Annotated in this window: 15 protein-coding genes, 4 tRNA genes and 1 pseudogene; 12 read left to right on the top strand and 8 right to left on the bottom strand. The window is 60.7% G+C overall.

The genetic code is table 11. The annotated features are described in order from the left end of the window. Together dnaX and grxD are read right to left on the bottom strand one after the other, a co-directional pair. The coding region (gene dnaX, locus B7L71_RS12485) for a DNA polymerase III subunit gamma/tau (protein ID WP_081138361.1) at nt 1-1,557 on the bottom strand (1,557 nt) is incomplete at its 3' end. Nucleotides 1,558-1,589: 32 nt separating this feature from the next. Continuing rightward, nucleotides 1,590-1,940: a Grx4 family monothiol glutaredoxin gene (grxD, locus tag B7L71_RS12480; protein WP_016914348.1), complete on the bottom strand. Its 351-nt coding sequence runs from the start codon at nt 1,938-1,940 to the stop codon at nt 1,590-1,592. 220 nt (nt 1,941-2,160) lie between these two features. Here grxD and argF point away from each other — a divergent pair, with 220 nt between their 5' ends. Beyond that, complete coding sequence (gene argF, locus B7L71_RS12475; RefSeq protein ID WP_081138359.1) at nt 2,161-3,081, top strand: ornithine carbamoyltransferase; 921 nt, start codon at nt 2,161-2,163, stop codon at nt 3,079-3,081. Nucleotides 3,082-3,210: 129 nt separating this feature from the next. Here argF and B7L71_RS12470 read toward each other — a convergent pair. Further along, nucleotides 3,211-3,286, bottom strand: a tRNA-Ala gene (locus B7L71_RS12470). Nucleotides 3,287-3,459: 173 nt separating this feature from the next. Here B7L71_RS12470 and uvrY point away from each other — a divergent pair. The 7 genes from uvrY to nadB all read left to right on the top strand — a co-directional run bounded on the left by uvrY (nt 3,460) and on the right by nadB (nt 8,728). Further along, nucleotides 3,460-4,110, top strand: a complete 651-nt coding sequence (uvrY, locus tag B7L71_RS12465; protein ID WP_081138357.1) for a UvrY/SirA/GacA family response regulator transcription factor — start codon at nt 3,460-3,462, stop codon at nt 4,108-4,110. A gap of 46 nt (nt 4,111-4,156) precedes the next feature. Then, complete coding sequence (uvrC, locus tag B7L71_RS12460; protein WP_016914351.1) at nt 4,157-5,971, top strand: excinuclease ABC subunit UvrC; 1,815 nt, start codon at nt 4,157-4,159, stop codon at nt 5,969-5,971. Between the two features lie 100 nt (nt 5,972-6,071). Further along, nucleotides 6,072-6,620 (top strand): CDP-diacylglycerol--glycerol-3-phosphate 3-phosphatidyltransferase, encoded by a 549-nt coding sequence (gene pgsA, locus B7L71_RS12455; RefSeq protein ID WP_016914352.1) that lies wholly within the window; start codon nt 6,072-6,074, stop codon nt 6,618-6,620. A gap of 86 nt (nt 6,621-6,706) precedes the next feature. Beyond that, nucleotides 6,707-6,781: transfer RNA gene (locus B7L71_RS12450), tRNA-Gly, on the top strand. 26 nt (nt 6,782-6,807) lie between these two features. Beyond that, nucleotides 6,808-6,881: transfer RNA gene (locus B7L71_RS12445), tRNA-Cys, on the top strand. Between the two features lie 32 nt (nt 6,882-6,913). Next, nucleotides 6,914-7,000 (top strand) — tRNA-Leu (locus tag B7L71_RS12440). 132 nt (nt 7,001-7,132) lie between these two features. Beyond that, the gene (nadB, locus tag B7L71_RS12435) at nt 7,133-8,728 is read left to right on the top strand and encodes an L-aspartate oxidase (protein ID WP_081138355.1); all 1,596 of its coding nucleotides are present in this window, start codon (nt 7,133-7,135) and stop codon (nt 8,726-8,728) included. Here the strand turns inward: nadB and B7L71_RS12430 are convergent. Together B7L71_RS12430 and B7L71_RS12425 are read right to left on the bottom strand one after the other, a co-directional pair. After that, nucleotides 8,725-9,123, bottom strand: coding sequence for a hypothetical protein (locus B7L71_RS12430; RefSeq protein ID WP_232710797.1), 399 nt, complete (start codon nt 9,121-9,123; stop codon nt 8,725-8,727). The genes nadB and B7L71_RS12430 overlap by 4 nt on opposite strands. Further along, a complete protein-coding gene (locus B7L71_RS12425) occupies nt 9,083-9,376 on the bottom strand; it encodes an FAD assembly factor SdhE (RefSeq protein ID WP_081138353.1) in 294 nt (97 codons plus the stop codon). The genes B7L71_RS12430 and B7L71_RS12425 overlap by 41 nt, the downstream gene beginning before the upstream one ends. 222 nt (nt 9,377-9,598) lie before the next feature. Between B7L71_RS12425 and B7L71_RS12420 the strand changes: the two genes are divergently transcribed. From B7L71_RS12420 to lapB, 3 genes are all read left to right on the top strand, one after another. Beyond that, nucleotides 9,599-9,895, top strand: a complete 297-nt coding sequence (locus B7L71_RS12420) for an integration host factor subunit beta (RefSeq protein ID WP_016914356.1) — start codon at nt 9,599-9,601, stop codon at nt 9,893-9,895. A 99-nt stretch (nt 9,896-9,994) separates the two neighbouring features. Then, a complete protein-coding gene (locus B7L71_RS12415; RefSeq protein ID WP_081138351.1) occupies nt 9,995-10,300 on the top strand; it encodes a lipopolysaccharide assembly protein LapA domain-containing protein in 306 nt (101 codons plus the stop codon). Further along, nucleotides 10,301-11,500 carry a lipopolysaccharide assembly protein LapB gene (gene lapB, locus B7L71_RS12410; protein ID WP_081138349.1) on the top strand — a complete coding sequence of 400 codons (1,200 nt, stop codon included), beginning with the start codon at nt 10,301-10,303 and terminating at the stop codon, nt 11,498-11,500. Nucleotides 11,501-11,516: 16 nt separating this feature from the next. Here lapB and pyrF read toward each other — a convergent pair whose 3' ends face one another. Next, nucleotides 11,517-12,218, bottom strand: coding sequence for an orotidine-5'-phosphate decarboxylase (pyrF, locus tag B7L71_RS12405; protein WP_081138347.1), 702 nt, complete (start codon nt 12,216-12,218; stop codon nt 11,517-11,519). A 302-nt stretch (nt 12,219-12,520) separates the two neighbouring features. On the opposite strand from pyrF, the gene B7L71_RS12400 reads away from it, so the two are divergent. After that, nucleotides 12,521-12,805, top strand: a complete 285-nt coding sequence (locus B7L71_RS12400; RefSeq protein WP_016914360.1) for a ComEA family DNA-binding protein — start codon at nt 12,521-12,523, stop codon at nt 12,803-12,805. Nucleotides 12,806-12,922: 117 nt separating this feature from the next. Here B7L71_RS12400 and prpF read toward each other — a convergent pair whose 3' ends face one another. Next, entirely contained in the window at nt 12,923-14,101 is a 1,179-nt protein-coding gene (gene prpF / locus B7L71_RS12395) for a 2-methylaconitate cis-trans isomerase PrpF (protein WP_081138345.1), read from the bottom strand. A gap of 91 nt (nt 14,102-14,192) precedes the next feature. Beyond that, nucleotides 14,193-14,714, bottom strand: a pseudogene (locus tag B7L71_RS12390) (Fe/S-dependent 2-methylisocitrate dehydratase AcnD); the annotation flags it as partial.

Here is a 14,714-nt window from a genome sequence, read left to right as displayed (position 1 = left end):
TGTACTTGGCTCTGGCTCTGGCTCTGGCTCTGGCTCTGGCTCTGGCTCTGGCTCTGGCTCTGGCTCTGGCTCTGGCTCTGGCTCTGGCTCTGGCTCTGGCTCTGGCTCTGGCTCTGGCTCTGGCTCTGGCTCTGGCTCTGGCTCTGGCTCTGGCTCTGGCTCTGGCTCTGGCGCGAGCATGGCGGCCTGATTCACTTCGTCAAGCGACCAGGGCGGCGGCTCTTCTGCCGGCTGCGCCACAGCAGCGCGACTCTCTGGTGAGCGACTCTCTGGTGCGTTTTGGGGCGGCGCAGCAGATACTCGCTCAACAGGCGTTTGCGGCGGTGCAGCCTGCGCAGCGGACGGCGCAGGCTCAGGCTTTTTTACCTCGGGCTCAACGGCCGGGGGCTGAGCAGCCGGGTCCACCGCCGGTTCACGACGCAGCGGCAGCGGCACCGTGGGCGGTTTTGGAACCCCTTGCGGGCGAAACGCCAGCATCCTCAACAGCGTCATTTCCAGCGCGCTGCGCAGGTCAGGGGCATGCGCCATGTCACCCCGCCCCTGGATGCCGATCTGGTAGTAAAGCTGCAGGTCTTCGGCGGTAAAGCGCCCAGCCAGCTGCTGAATCTGGGTGCGATCACCGTGGCTGTTATCCACTGCATCGGGCACCATCTGGGCAACGGCCAGCCGGTGCAAAGTGGCGGTCAGCTCATCCAGCACGGCGGCAAAGTCCGGCCCCTGCTCGGCGAGCTGAGCGACCTCCTGCAGCAGCTGTTGAACGTCCACGTTCGCCAGCGCCTCTACCAGCGCCAGTACGTGACGGTGATCCAGCGTACCCAGCATGGCCGCAACATCGCCATGGCGTACCGCCCCCTGACCAAAAGCAATGGCTTGATCGGTCAGACTCATGGCATCGCGCATCGAGCCCGCCGCAGCCTTGCCCAGCAACCAAAGCGCACTCTCATCGTACTCGACGCCTTCTTTACCCAGCACGAAGCTGAGGTGTTCGACCACCCGCTCAGGTGGCATGTGCTTCAGAGTGAACTGCAAGCACCGGGAGAGCACGGTGGCAGGCAATTTTTGCGGGTCAGTGGTCGCCAGCAGAAACTTGACGTGGGGCGGGGGTTCTTCCAGTGTCTTCAGCAGCGCATTGAAGCTGCTGGTCGACAACATGTGCACCTCGTCGATCAGGTACACCTTGTAACGCCCCTGGGTAGGCGCGTACTGAACGTTGTCCAGCAGCTCGCGGGTATCTTCGACCTTGGTTCGCGACGCGGCATCGACTTCGATCAGGTCGACGAAGCGCCCCTGATCAATCGCCTCACAGCTGGGGCACTGGCCACAAGGGGTCGACGTGACGCCCTCGTCACCACGCCCATTGGCGGTGCAGTTCAGGCACTTGGCCAATATCCGTGCCAGGGTGGTCTTGCCGACGCCACGCGTGCCGGTGAACAGGTACGCGTGGTGCAAACGCCCCTGGTCAAGAGCATTGACCAGGGCGCGCTGGACATGGGCCTGCCCCACAAGCTCGTGGAATGTGCGTGGCCGCCATTTACGGGCCAGAACCTGATAGCTCATGGAGCAAAACTTCCTTGGGCGCTGTTCTTGGGTTAGGCGTCGGTGCCGTTTTCAGCAGCGCCTGCACGCTGGGCAGCTTGCTTGATCAACTTCTCGAGTTCGCCACTCTGGTGCATTTCCATCACGATATCGCATCCGCCGACCAGCTCCCCTTCTACCCACAGCTGTGGGAAGGTAGGCCAGTTGGCAATTTTAGGCAGTTCGGCACGAATATCGGGATTGTCCAGCACGTTGACGAAAGCAAAACGCTCACCGCAGCTCATCAGCGCCTGAACCGTCTGCGCAGAGAAACCACACTGCGGCAACTGAGGCGTGCCTTTCATGTAGATGAGAATCGGGTTTTCAGTGATTTGACGCTGGATATTGTCAGCCGTGGTGCTCATGGGATGCTCCTCGATAAAAGATATGGTCTCTTCCAGTGTACGCAATTCGGCCACTGGCTTTAACCCTGCGACCGGGTCATCGTCAGTCTTGATCATGCAGGTCAATACCTGAGCAAACGACTCGGTCCTATTGCGTGGCGGATATTCTACGCATGCCGCTTGCGTTGCGCATCCCCTGCGGCCTCGCTAGGATGGTGTTTTTGCGCGGAGAGACGTCACCATGGCGACACGCCATTTCCTTACCCTGCTGGATTTGACCCCTGAAGAGCTGGACTATCTGATTCAGCGCGCCATCAAGATCAAGACGGATCTCAAGGCCAACGGACCGGTTTACACGCCGCTGCCCAACCGCACTCTGGCGATGATTTTCGAGAAGTCCTCCACGCGCACCCGTGTTTCCTTCGAGACCGGCATGGCCCAGTTTGGTGGCCACGCCCTGTTTTTGTCTCCCCGCGACACCCAACTGGGCCGCGGCGAGCCCATCGAAGACACCGCCCGCGTGCTGGCTGAAATGGTCGACGCGGTGATGATCCGCACCTTCTCCCATGCAGGGCTGGAAGCGTACGCCAGCGCCAGCAGCGTGCCGGTCATCAATGCCCTCAGCGACGACTACCACCCCTGCCAATTGCTGGCAGACGTCATGACCTGGACCGAGCTGCGCGGCAGCGTCAAGGGCAAGACCGCCGTATGGATCGGCGATGGCAACAACATGTGCCACTCGTGGATCAATGCTGCCCGCCAGTTCGGTTTCCGCTTGAGAATTTGCTGCCCGGAAGGCTACGAGCCCCGCGACGACATCATGCAAGCCGCCGGCGACTGCATCACTCTGTTGCGCGACCCACAGCAAGCCGCTCAAGGCGCTGACCTGATCACTACCGACGTCTGGGCCTCCATGGGCCAGGAGCAGGAGCAAGCGAAGCGAGAAGCCGATTTCGCGGGCTTCCAGGTAACCGAAGCGATGCTCGATAGCGCTCACGCGGACGTCCTGTTCTTGCACTGCCTGCCAGCACATCGCGGCGAAGAGATCAGCCATACGCTGCTCGACGACCCCCGCGCCGTGGTCTGGCAAGAGGCAGGCAACCGTCTGCACGCACAAAAAGCCTTGATCGAGTTTCTGCTGCTGGGCAAGGTAGACGCCTAGTGACGACAATGCCTGCTCACCCTGTGAGCGGGCATCGGCAGCGCAAGAGCTGGATGGCAAGCAGCCATACCGCCATATGAAACACGCAACAAAAAAACGCCGCGTAAGATACGCAGCGCTTCGAAATTTTGGTGGAGCCTAGCGGGATCGAACCGCTGACCTCAACACTGCCAGTGTTGCGCTCTCCCAGCTGAGCTAAGGCCCCACACGCTGCCATTGCGGCAGCGGTGCGAATATTACTCCAGCACTTGCGTGAGGTCAAGAAATAAAGTGAACAAGCATTAACTAATTCTCCTTTGCCAAGAGCTGTGGCACTCTATACCCACGCAGCGTGCGTATCGCCCTAGTTCACGATGATTACCTGCAGGAGCCAGTCCCTTGATCAACGTTTTAATTGCCGATGATCACCACCTGGTGAGAACCAGTATCGCCCACCTGCTGAACGAAGAGAGCGATATCAAGATTGTGGGTGAAGTGGATGATGGCGAGACCGCAGTGACGCAAAGCCGACAATTGAAGCCCGACATCGTGCTGATGGATATTCGCATGCCGGGCATCGGCGGCCTAGAAGCCACCCGACGCATCAATCGCACGCTCTCGGACGTAAAAGTCATTATCCTCACGGCACACCTTGAAGATAGCGTACTGCGGCGCATGCTCGAAGCAGGCGCATCCGGCTTTCTCAGCAAGGGCGCCGACGCCACGGAAATGACCGAGGCCATCCGCCAGGTGTTTCACGGACGCCGCTATGTCAGCCAGGAAATCGCCCAGCGGCTGGCCCTCTCTCACTTCGATGATGAAGACAATCCTTTTAGCCACCTCTCGCATCGCGAACTGCAAATCGCGCTGATGATCGTCAACTGCCAGCGCGTACAGGACATCTCGGACCGTTTGCACCTGAGCCCTAAAACCGTCAATACCTACCGCTACCGCCTGTTTGACAAGCTACAAGTGGCTACCGACGTAGAGTTGACGCACCTCGCTCTGCGCCACGGGCTGGTCGAGGGCTTTGACGCCATCCTGGGATAGACCTACCATCGCTGCTTCTGCCCATGAGAAGCGCCGTTGATTCGCCATGCCCTTTGATGCCAAGCAGTTCCTCAGCTCCGTCAGCGCCTCTCCCGGCGTCTATAAAATGCTCGACGAACAGCAGAACACGCTCTACGTCGGCAAGGCCAAACGCCTCAAGGCACGCCTGGCCAGCTATTTTCGCGGCCAACTCAATGCCAAGACCCAGGCCATGGTCTCGCGCATTGCCGATATTCAGATCACCGTCACGCGCAGCGAAACCGAAGCGTTACTGCTGGAACAGACGCTGATCAAGGAACTACGCCCGCCCTACAATATTCTGCTGCGGGACGACAAATCCTATCCTTTCGTATTCGTGACCGACCGCCACCCCTACCCCGCTCTGGAGTACAAGCGCGCCCGGCAACGGCGTGGTGACGGCAAATACCTCGGCCCCTACCCCAGCAGCGGCGCGGTCAGGGAGAGCCTGACCCTGATGCAGAAAATCTTTCGCATCCGCAACTGCGAAGATAGCGTCTTCGCCCATCGCTCCCGCCCGTGCCTGCAGTACCAGATCGAACGCTGCAGCGCCCCCTGCGTGGACTACATCTCACAGCCAGAATATCAGCGGGATGTCGACCATGCGGTCATGTGTCTGGAAGGCAAGAGCGAACACGTCACGCAGCTACTCACCGCAGAAATGGAAGCGGCGAGCCGGGCGCTCGATTTTGAAGAAGCCGCCCGCCTGCGTGACCAGATCCAGCAGCTGCGTCAAATGCAGCAGCGCCAGTTCGTCGATAACGAGAGCGGCGATGCAGATATTTTTGCGCTGGCTCAACGCCCCGGCGCACTGGGCATTTCCATCCTCAGCGTCCGCGATGGGCGCCTGCTGGGCGCGCGGCATCACACCCCCAAAAACGACCTTGACCTCCCCCCTGAGGCACTGCTGACCGAAGTGGTCAGCCAATACTATTTCGGCCAGCCCCATAGCGTGCCCAGCGAAGTGATCACCAATCTCCCGCTGGAAGACAGCGCGCTGATTGCCGACGCGCTTGCCCAACAGGCAGGCAAAAAAGTCCGCGTGACCCACCAGGTACGCGGTCATCGTGCCCAGTGGCAGCACCTGGCCATGACCAATGCCGAGCAGCAGCTCGCCTCGCAGTTGGCCAACACCACGCAGCTCACCGAACGCTTCACGTCACTGCAGCAAGCGCTGGGGCTACCCTCACTGCCGGAGCGTCTGGAGTGTTTCGACATCAGCCACAGCCAGGGCGAAGCCACCGTGGCTTCCTGCGTGGTGTTCGACCATCAGGGGCCACGCAAGAGCGACTACCGCCACTTTCGCATCGAAGGCGTGGCCGCAGGCGATGACTACGCCGCCATGCAGCAGGCGCTCACGCGACGCCTCAAGCGCGTCAAAAGTGGCGAAGCCATTGCACCTGACGTGCTGATCGTGGATGGTGGCAAGGGGCAACTGAACATGGCACGGCAAGTGCTGACCGACCTGCAGGTAACAGGGATCGTGCTGCTGGGCGTCGCCAAGGGCACCACGCGCAAGGCTGGGCTCGAAACCCTGTTTCTGGAAAGCAGCGACAACCCGCTGGTACTGGAGCCCGCGTCACCTGCCCTGCACCTCGTTCAGCATATTCGTGATGAGTCGCACCGCTTCGCCATCGCCGGGCATCGCGCAGCGCGTGACAAGGCGCGGCGCACGTCCACCCTGCAGGATATTCCCGGCATCGGCCCCAAGCGGCGCCGCGAATTGCTCAAGTTTTTTGGCGGCCTGCAGGGCGTGCAAAAGGCCAGCCGTGACGAACTCACTCGGGTGCCGGGCATCAGCGCCGCCCTGGCAGAGACGATTTATGTCACTCTGAACGGATAAAGCGGTGGTTAACATGGATGCAATGCGCCAAGGGGGATAGAATGACCGGGCACATTACACTCCGACTTTCATGATTCTCCGGCAAGGATCGCGCCCTGCGATGAATATACCCAACATACTGACACTGGCACGAATCGCGTTCATCCCACTTCTGGTAGTGCTTTTCTACCTGCCCTTTGGCTGGAGCATGCCGATGGCCGCCGGGCTGTTTGCCCTGGCATCGGTGACGGACTGGCTGGACGGCTATCTTGCCCGCCGCTGGAACCAATCGACACCGTTTGGCGCATTTCTGGACCCGGTAGCCGACAAGCTGATGGTCGCAGTGGCACTGGCGCTGCTCATCGAGCGCTTCGACACGCTGATATTGACGCTCCCCGCGCTGGTCATTATCGGTCGAGAAATCGTCATTTCGGCCCTTCGGGAGTGGATGGCCGAAATGGGCAAACGTGGCATGGTGGCCGTGTCGTGGATCGGCAAGCTCAAGACCACGCTGCAGATGGTCGCCATTCTGGTACTACTTGCGTTTCCGCCAGGCCATGAGATGGCCATGCTGGGCGTGGCTATCCTGTATGCTGCGGCGACCCTGACCTTGTGGTCCATGATTCAGTACCTGCGTGCAGCATGGCCGCACCTTAGCCGCTCGATGTAGTCGGGCTAAGCTCGCTTTTTTAAGCACTTAACGAATTGATTGATTGACAATCGCTGGGCGATGCGTATAATTCGCCCTCGAGTCAAGCGGGAATAGCTCAGTGGTAGAGCATCGCCTTGCCAAGGCGAGGGTCGGGAGTTCGAATCTCCTTTCCCGCTCCAATTTGGTTCAATCCAATGACTTGTCAGGCTGGATGGCAGAGTGGTTATGCAGCGGACTGCAACTCCGTGTACGCCGGTTCGATTCCGACTCCAGCCTCCATTTCCCAGTGTATCGATTTTTTTCGACACACTGCCCGGATGGCGAAATTGGTAGACGCAAGAGACTTAAAATCTCTCGGAGGTAACTCCGTGCCGGTTCAAGTCCGGCTCCGGGCACCAATATGCAAGACAACGACGCTGCGAGATCATCTGATCGACGCGGCTTTTTTTGTGTCTGGCCATCGCCTATCATCTGTTCTTTTTGATGCTAGCCATCCACTTGCACTTGTTAGTCATGGAGGAGCGGGGCCAATGAGCACGTCAACATCCGACATCGTCATTATTGGTGGCGGCGTCGCCGGCCTCACGCTGGCACTGGAAGTGGCCGACCAACGCTCGGTGCTGCTGGTGCGCCCCGCCCAGGACGACAAAGGGGCCAGCCGCTGGGCCCAGGGCGGGATTGCCGCCGTTCTATCCCCGGACGACCAGCTCGAAGACCATGTCCAGGACACGCTGATTGCCGGGGACGGCCTGTGCGATGAAGCAGCCGTACGTTTTACGGTCAGCCACGGGCCTCAGGCCATTCAGTGGCTCATCGACAACGGTGTGCCGTTTACCCCAGACTCGGACCCCGGCGCCCGCTACCCCTTTCACCTCACCCGAGAGGGCGGCCATAACGCAAGACGCATCATTCATGCCGACGATGCCACAGGCCGCGCCGTGGTCGATACGCTGCTGGATAAAGTCGCTGTCCACCCCAACATCACCCAGCGCAGCGACCTGACCATTCTGCACCTGCTCCAGAACGCCTCTGGCCACTGCCTGGGTGCACTGGGCATCGACAGCGGCGGCAATCTTCACCACCTGCTGGCTACGCATACTGTACTAGCAACGGGCGGCGCCAGCGGCCTGTATCGCCATACGACGACTCCCGCCCCCAGCAGCGGTGAAGGCATGATGATGGCTGCCGAGCTGGGTGCTACCCTGTGCAACCTGGAGTTCCAGCAGTTTCACCCCACCTGCCTGTTTGACCCTGACGGCCCTGCGTTTCTGATCAGCGAGGCCGTGCGAGGAGAAGGCGGCCACCTGCTCAACGAAGCGGGAGAGCGCTTCATGCTGGCGCTGGATGCGCGTGCCGAACTAGCCCCTCGGGACATTGTGGCCCGCGCCATCGATGCCAATATTCAGCAGGGTACGCTGGGGCATGTCTGGCTGGACGTCCGCCACCTGGGCGACACCAACCTACGCCACCACTTCCCGACCATCCTGGCCCACTGCGCATCACGGGGCATCGACATCACCCAGGAACCCATTCCCGTGGTGCCCGCCGCTCACTACAGCTGCGGCGGCATTGCCACCAATAGCGCAGGCGCAACCGACGTGGCAAACCTTTACGCCATCGGCGAGACCGCCTATACCGGCTTGCACGGCGCCAATCGCATGGCCAGCAACTCTCTGCTGGAGTGCCTGGTCTACGCCCGCAGCTGCGCCCTGCATCTGCTCAGCCAGCCGCAGACGGCGCCTTGCCAACTATCTGAAGCGCTGGCTGACAGGCCCATTGATGCACACATCAAGGTGGATCGGAACGCCCTCGACGCGCTACGCAACGCCATGCGTAGCGTGATGAGCCAGCATGTTTCCATCGTGCGCAGCGAGCAGGGCTTGAACAGCGCTCATGCGGCGCTGGAGAACATGGCGCAGAACCTGAAAGCGCTGGATCCTGAGCGGCGGCACCCCGACAGCCTTCAGCTAGGCCAGGCACTGGCGCTGGCACAGTTGACGACGCTGGCAGCCTTGCAGCGTCATGAGTCACGCGGCCTGCATTACTCCACCGATTGGCCCTCGGCCCAGCCAGACAGCCAACCTTCGCGACTGACGCTGGACGACCTGCCCAACGCCAGGCGCTAACGACCAGGACGGTGCAGGCAGCGGCGCAGCTGGCGCTGCTCTGCGGCAGGCAGGCTGTCAGGCCATATCCAGATACGCTGCCTGCCGACACGCAGCCCCACCAACCAGGGCCCCAGATAGTCACAGCGCACAGGCTGCTCGGGGCCCAGTTCACCAGTAGGCAACAACCAGCTTGCCGCCCAGTGTTGCCCTGTATGCACAAGCTGCAATGTTCCTGCCGGCTGACGGCAGCGGCTGACCCACCACACCGCCAACCCCACCACCAAGGCCACCCCGATCCAAGCAGCGCTGACGAGGAGCATCAGCACCGCCATGCAGCCCATCAACAATGCTGCATGAACGCCGCTGGCCACGTTAGAGCGTACGATAGGCAGTGTTATCGGTGGCTTCTGCATGCTCGACGATCATTTGGACCATTTGGCGCAGCTCCGGATCCTCCGGCCACTCGCGGTGCATTAGCCAAACGAACAAATCCTGGTCTTCCTCTTCGATCAACCGCTGGTAGGTCTGCTGCTGCTCATGGGTGAGTGACTCGAAGCGTGCTTCCAGAAACGGAATCAACAGCAAGTCCAACTCCCACATGCCACGACGGGAGTGCCAATAGAGCCGCTTGCGCAGCACAGCTGCTGGGGATGTATCGTCGTTCAACGCCACTTCTCCACGTAAAGGGAATGAAAAGGCAGTATACCGGAGCGACAGGGTCGCGCCAGCGCTCGGCTTCGCCTATGCTGTTACCCAGCCTTGTGTTCACCAAGCTAGTACCTTGTTTTATCTGAATTGTTTTATGCCGTTTGGCGAAGTATGCTGATCTCGATGGTGTCGAGGTCGCATGCGTAAGAACGGCCTTTAACGTTTGCAGGGAGCCAACCGATGACCAAATCTGAACTAATCGAACAAATCGCGATGCGTCAACCGGAGCTGTCCGCCAAGGAAGTCGAAACGGCAGTGCGCATCATCCTGGATGATATGACCGATGCCTTGTCCAGCGGCGGGCGAGTCGAAATACGTGGCTTTGGCAGCTTTTCACTTCACTACCGCGAGCCACGCACCGGCAGAAACCCCAAGACGGGCGACCCAGTGGAACTGGACGGCAAATATGTCCCCCACTTCAAGCCCGGCAAAGAGCTCCGGGAACAGGTGGATGCCAGCCGAGCGCTAGGCTATTGAACCTGAGCAAGCGGCCCCTGCGACGTTCTTCAGGATGACGTCACGCTTGGACTCAGCCACAATAGCACTACCGTGAACGCCACTAACCAGGAAACACACATGCGTTGGATCAAAGGGCTAATTCTAGCCGTCATTCTACTGATAGTGCTGCTGGTCGGCATTCTGTTTGCCGTCAATAATCAGCAAGCCATTGCCTTGAATCTGATCTGGACAGAGCTGCCTGCCGTGTCGCTGTCGGTCTGGCTGCTGGCAACGCTGACGCTGGGCGTGGTGGTCGGCATGATCGCCATGCTGGGCGTGTACGTACGCCTAAGAGCCAAGCTGGTGCGTAGCGAACGCCACAACAAGCAGCAGCGCAAGGAGCTCGACCGCCTCCGCACCCAGGAGTTCAAGGAACTGGCATAAATGCAAGATGCCGTGCTGCTGGGCGTGCTGTTGACCGCCATTGTGCTGGGCTTTGCGCTTGGGGTCAGGCATGCGACCAGGCGCCAGCGGCAGGCCCCTTTGTCACGCCCACCCGATCTATCTCGAGAGTACTTCGTCGGGTTGAACTATCTGCTCAACGAGCAGCCCGACGAAGCCATCAACACCTTCATTCATGCCCTCGACATCAATAGCGAGACGGCAGAAACACATATTGCCCTGGGCAAGTTGTTTCGCGCCCGCGGTGAAGCGGACAAGGCCGTCAGCATCCATCAAAACCTGCTGGCCCGCCCCTCTCTGTCGACAGAAACCAACGAACACGTTCAACTGGAGCTGGCCCGCGACTTCATGGCACTGGGCGTGCATGATCGCGCCCAGCGACTGCTGGGCAGCGTTCTCGAGCACTCAAGCAACGAGCCACTGTGCCTGGAAGCACGCCGACTGTTGATCGACCTGCTGGAGAAAGAACACGACTGGCATGCAGCGCTGGAGACCGCCCAACCCCTGATCAAGCTGCAGCCAGCCATGCGCCGCCCCGCAGCCCATTGGCTGTGTGAACTGGCAGAACAGGAGATCTCTCAGGCAAGCCGCCCATTGGCTCGCAAACACCTGAAAAAGGCACTGCAGCTCGATGAGCGCTGCGTCCGAGCCACGCTTCTGCTGGCCGAGCTGGACATGGAGAACGGCCACAATGCCAAGGCCATCGAGCGGCTCGACCAAATTCCTCAACAGGATATCGCCCACGTTCCCACCATGCTGCCGGTCTTGCAGCGCACCTATACCCGCAACGATGACCTGGACGGCCTGGAAAACCATCTGTATCGGCTGTTGGGGCAAGCCCCCTACACCAGCGTCATGATTACCCTGGGAGCCCTGATCCACCAAAGAGAAGGCGTCGACAGCGCCATCGAGCGGATCGGCACCTGGTTACGAGAAGCGCCGAGCCTGGGCGGCCTCGACTATCTGGTGGACCTTTATCTCGAAAGCGAGAAACTGTCAGGCAAAGCTTCTCCCGACACACGGCTACTGCTGCTCAAGCATCACACGGACCCGCTGCTGTCCGGCCGACATCGTCACCGCTGCCGCCGCTGCGGCTTCAACAGCGACAGCCTGAGCTGGCAGTGCCCCAGCTGCCGACGCTGGGGCACCATCAAACCCGTCACGGGCGTTCAGGGCGAATAGCCGCTCGCCTCCAGCCTCAGACGCTCGCCAGCTCGCTTTCGATAGCGACCAATGCCGCCATTGGGTCTTCTGCCTGAGTGACCGGCCTGCCGATGACCAGATGAGTGCTACCCGCCTGCATGGCCTCTGCAGGCGTCATGATGCGCTGCTGGTCATTGGCCACGGCAAAATGGGGACGAATTCCCGGCGTCACCTTGAGGAAGGCATCGCCATACCGAGCCTTCAGTGGTGCCGCCTCGTGGGCAGAGCACACCACTCCCGCCAGGCCACTGGCATGCGTCAACGCCGCGAGGCGGTCCACATGGGCATCGATCCCGCCGTTCACGCCAACACTGGCCAGGTCGTCTTCCTGCATGCTGGTCAGTACGGTGACGGCGATCAAGTGCGTGTTCAAACGATGATCTGCCAATCGCTGCGCTGCTGCCTCCATCATCTTGCGCCCACCGGAGGCATGAACATTGACCATCCACACCCCCTGCTCTGCCGCCGCCTGCACCGCGCTGGCAGTGGTGTTGGGAATGTCATGAAACTTGAGATCCAGAAACACTTCGAAGCCCCGGCCATGCAACGCCTCCAGTACCGCCGGGCCGCTACGCGTGAACAGCTCCTTGCCTACTTTCACACGGCAACGGGCCGGGTCGAGCTGATCGGCCATGCACAGCGCTGCGTCAAGCGAAGGGTAATCAAGGGCAATGATGAGAGGTGAGTCGGTGGACACGCGCTTACTCCGTGCTCGTTATGTCAACAGTGGTAAAGGTTCATGCCTATCAAGAACCCGTTCAATGGGCGACGGTCTGCCGCTTGCCTAGTGTACCAGCCCTCGCCGGGGGGCTGTGTAAGCGATTGCCGACACCCCTCATGGCAAACGGATTACAAAAACTATCGGCAATGGCTTACAGCGCGAGGCGCGCCTAAAGATTAAGTTGACTAAGGACGCAAGCAATTCGGTCCTGCTGGCGATCGAGGAGGCTCGGCTCTTGGCGAGCCGAGCGACGAACCAACACCGATGAGGTACTTCACATGCAGAAAACATTCAAGGGATTTGTAGCCGCACTCGTGATGTCACTGTGCCTGGGTTTGTCCAGTGCCGCGCTGGCCCAGGCAATCGCCCCCATCAATGTCAATAGTGCCGACGCCGAGCTGCTGGCGGAACTGCCGGGCATTGGCCCCAGCCGGGCGGCCGCCATCATCGAGGAGCGTGAAACCAACGGCGCTTTCGAGAGCGCTGACGACCTGACACGGGTCAGCGGTATCGGCCCGGCCACCGTTGACCGGATGCGCGACCAGGTCGTGGTAGAGGATTAACCACATCACAAGCAACATCATGACCACCCCGCCCGTCACGGCAAGCCTTACGCCCAACCGTGACGGGCACCATTCGGCAAGGGGCACCAAGGTGGTCAAAGCAGTGCCTGCCGTCGATTACAGCACATCACCAGGCACGCGTACTCGCCCTTCCATCAATACCCGAGCACTGCGGCTCATAACCGCCTGATCGATTTGCCAGCGTCCCTCCACCAGGCTGGCCTTAGCGCCTACCCTGAGCGTGCCGGAGGGGTGGCCAAAAGTGACCGACTCCCGTTCGCTGCCGCCTGCTGCCAGGTTCACCAGTGTCCCCTGAATGGCCGCTGCCGCGGCAATGGCCACGGCCGCAGTGCCCATCATGGCGTGATGCAACTTGCCCATGGAGAGCGCCCTGACCAGCAGATCGATCGATTCGGCCTCGACCTGCTTCCCACTGGAAGACGTATAGCCAGCCGGGGGTGCCACGAATGCCACCTTGGGCGTGTGCTGACGGCTGGCGGCCTCGTCTACATGGGTAATCAAGCCCATCTTGACGGCCCCATGGGCGCGTATTCTTTCGAACCTGGCCAGTGCCTCCGGGTCGCCGTTGATCGCCTCTTGCAGCTCACAGCCGCTGTAGCCCAGGGCTTGCGCGTCGATGAACACGGTAGGAATACCCGCATTGATCAGCGTCGCCTTGAGCACTCCGATGCCGGGCACCTCCAGCTCATCCACCGGCTGCCCCGTGGGGAAGATCGCCCCCTCACCGTCGGCAGGATCCAGAAACGCCACAGGAATCTCGGCAGCAGGAAAGGTGACGCCGTCCAGCTCGAAATCCCCGGTTTCCTGAACGGCGCCGTGGCTGATCGGCACCTGGGCAACGATGGTTTTCTGTATGTTGACCTGCCAGATGCGCACTTCCACGACGCCGTTTTCAGGCACCCGCGCGGGGTCGACCAGCCCATTGGCCACGGCATAGGGCCCCACCGCCGCAGACAAGTTGCCGCAGTTACCGCTCCAGTCCACGAAAGGCTTGTCGATGGACACCTGTCCAAACAGGTAATCCACATCATGCTCTGGGGAAGTACTTTTCGAGAGAATCACCGCCTTGCTGGTGCTGGACGTGGCACCGCCCATCCCATCAATCTGTTTTTCATAGGGGTCGGGGCTACCCATCACCCGCAACAGCAGCCTGTCTCGCGCCTCGCCCGGCTGCTGCGCAGCGGGAGGCAGGTCACTGAGGGTGAAAAACACCCCTTTGCTGGTGCCACCTCGCATGTAGGTGGCGGGAATACTTATCTGCGCTGCGTGCGCCATGATCACTCTCCTGACAACGGCCTGACACGCGTCAGGCCGTCGATGTTCACTCGCTGGGCTTTCCCTTCGATGCTACGCTGGGACAACGCCACTAGACAGCGGCGCTGGATTCCAGAAAATCCTGCGCAAAGCGTTGCAGCACACCACCGGCGGAGTAGATGGTGACCTCCTCGGCGGTGTCCAGGCGGCACACCACCGGCACACGCTCCACTGCCCCCTGCTGGCGATGGATCACCAGCGTCAGTTGGGCCCTGGGGGCAGGGGTTCCTTCCACGTCGTAGATTTCGGTGCCATCCAGCGCCAGCGTTTTCCGAGTCGTGCCCTCCTCGAATTGCAGCGGCATCACGCCCATCCCCACCAGATTGGTGCGGTGGATACGTTCGAAGCCCTCTGCCACGATCGCTTCGACCCCGGCCAGGGCCACGCCCTTGGCCGCCCAGTCACGAGACGACCCTTGGCCATAGTCGGCACCCGCGATGATGATCAACGGCTGTTTGCGCGCCATATAGGTCTCGATGGCTTCCCACATGCGGGTCACGGTGCCTTCCGGCTCGATACGCGCCAGCGAGCCTTGCATGACATTACCCTGCTCGTCGTGCACCATCTCATTGAA

The sequence above is a fragment of the Halomonas sp. BC2 genome, from assembly GCF_002078115.1.
GTDB lineage: Bacteria > Pseudomonadota > Gammaproteobacteria > Pseudomonadales > Halomonadaceae > Vreelandella > Vreelandella stevensii.
Note: the sequence above shows the minus strand (reverse complement) of the source record. Positions and strands in the feature narration are given on the sequence as shown.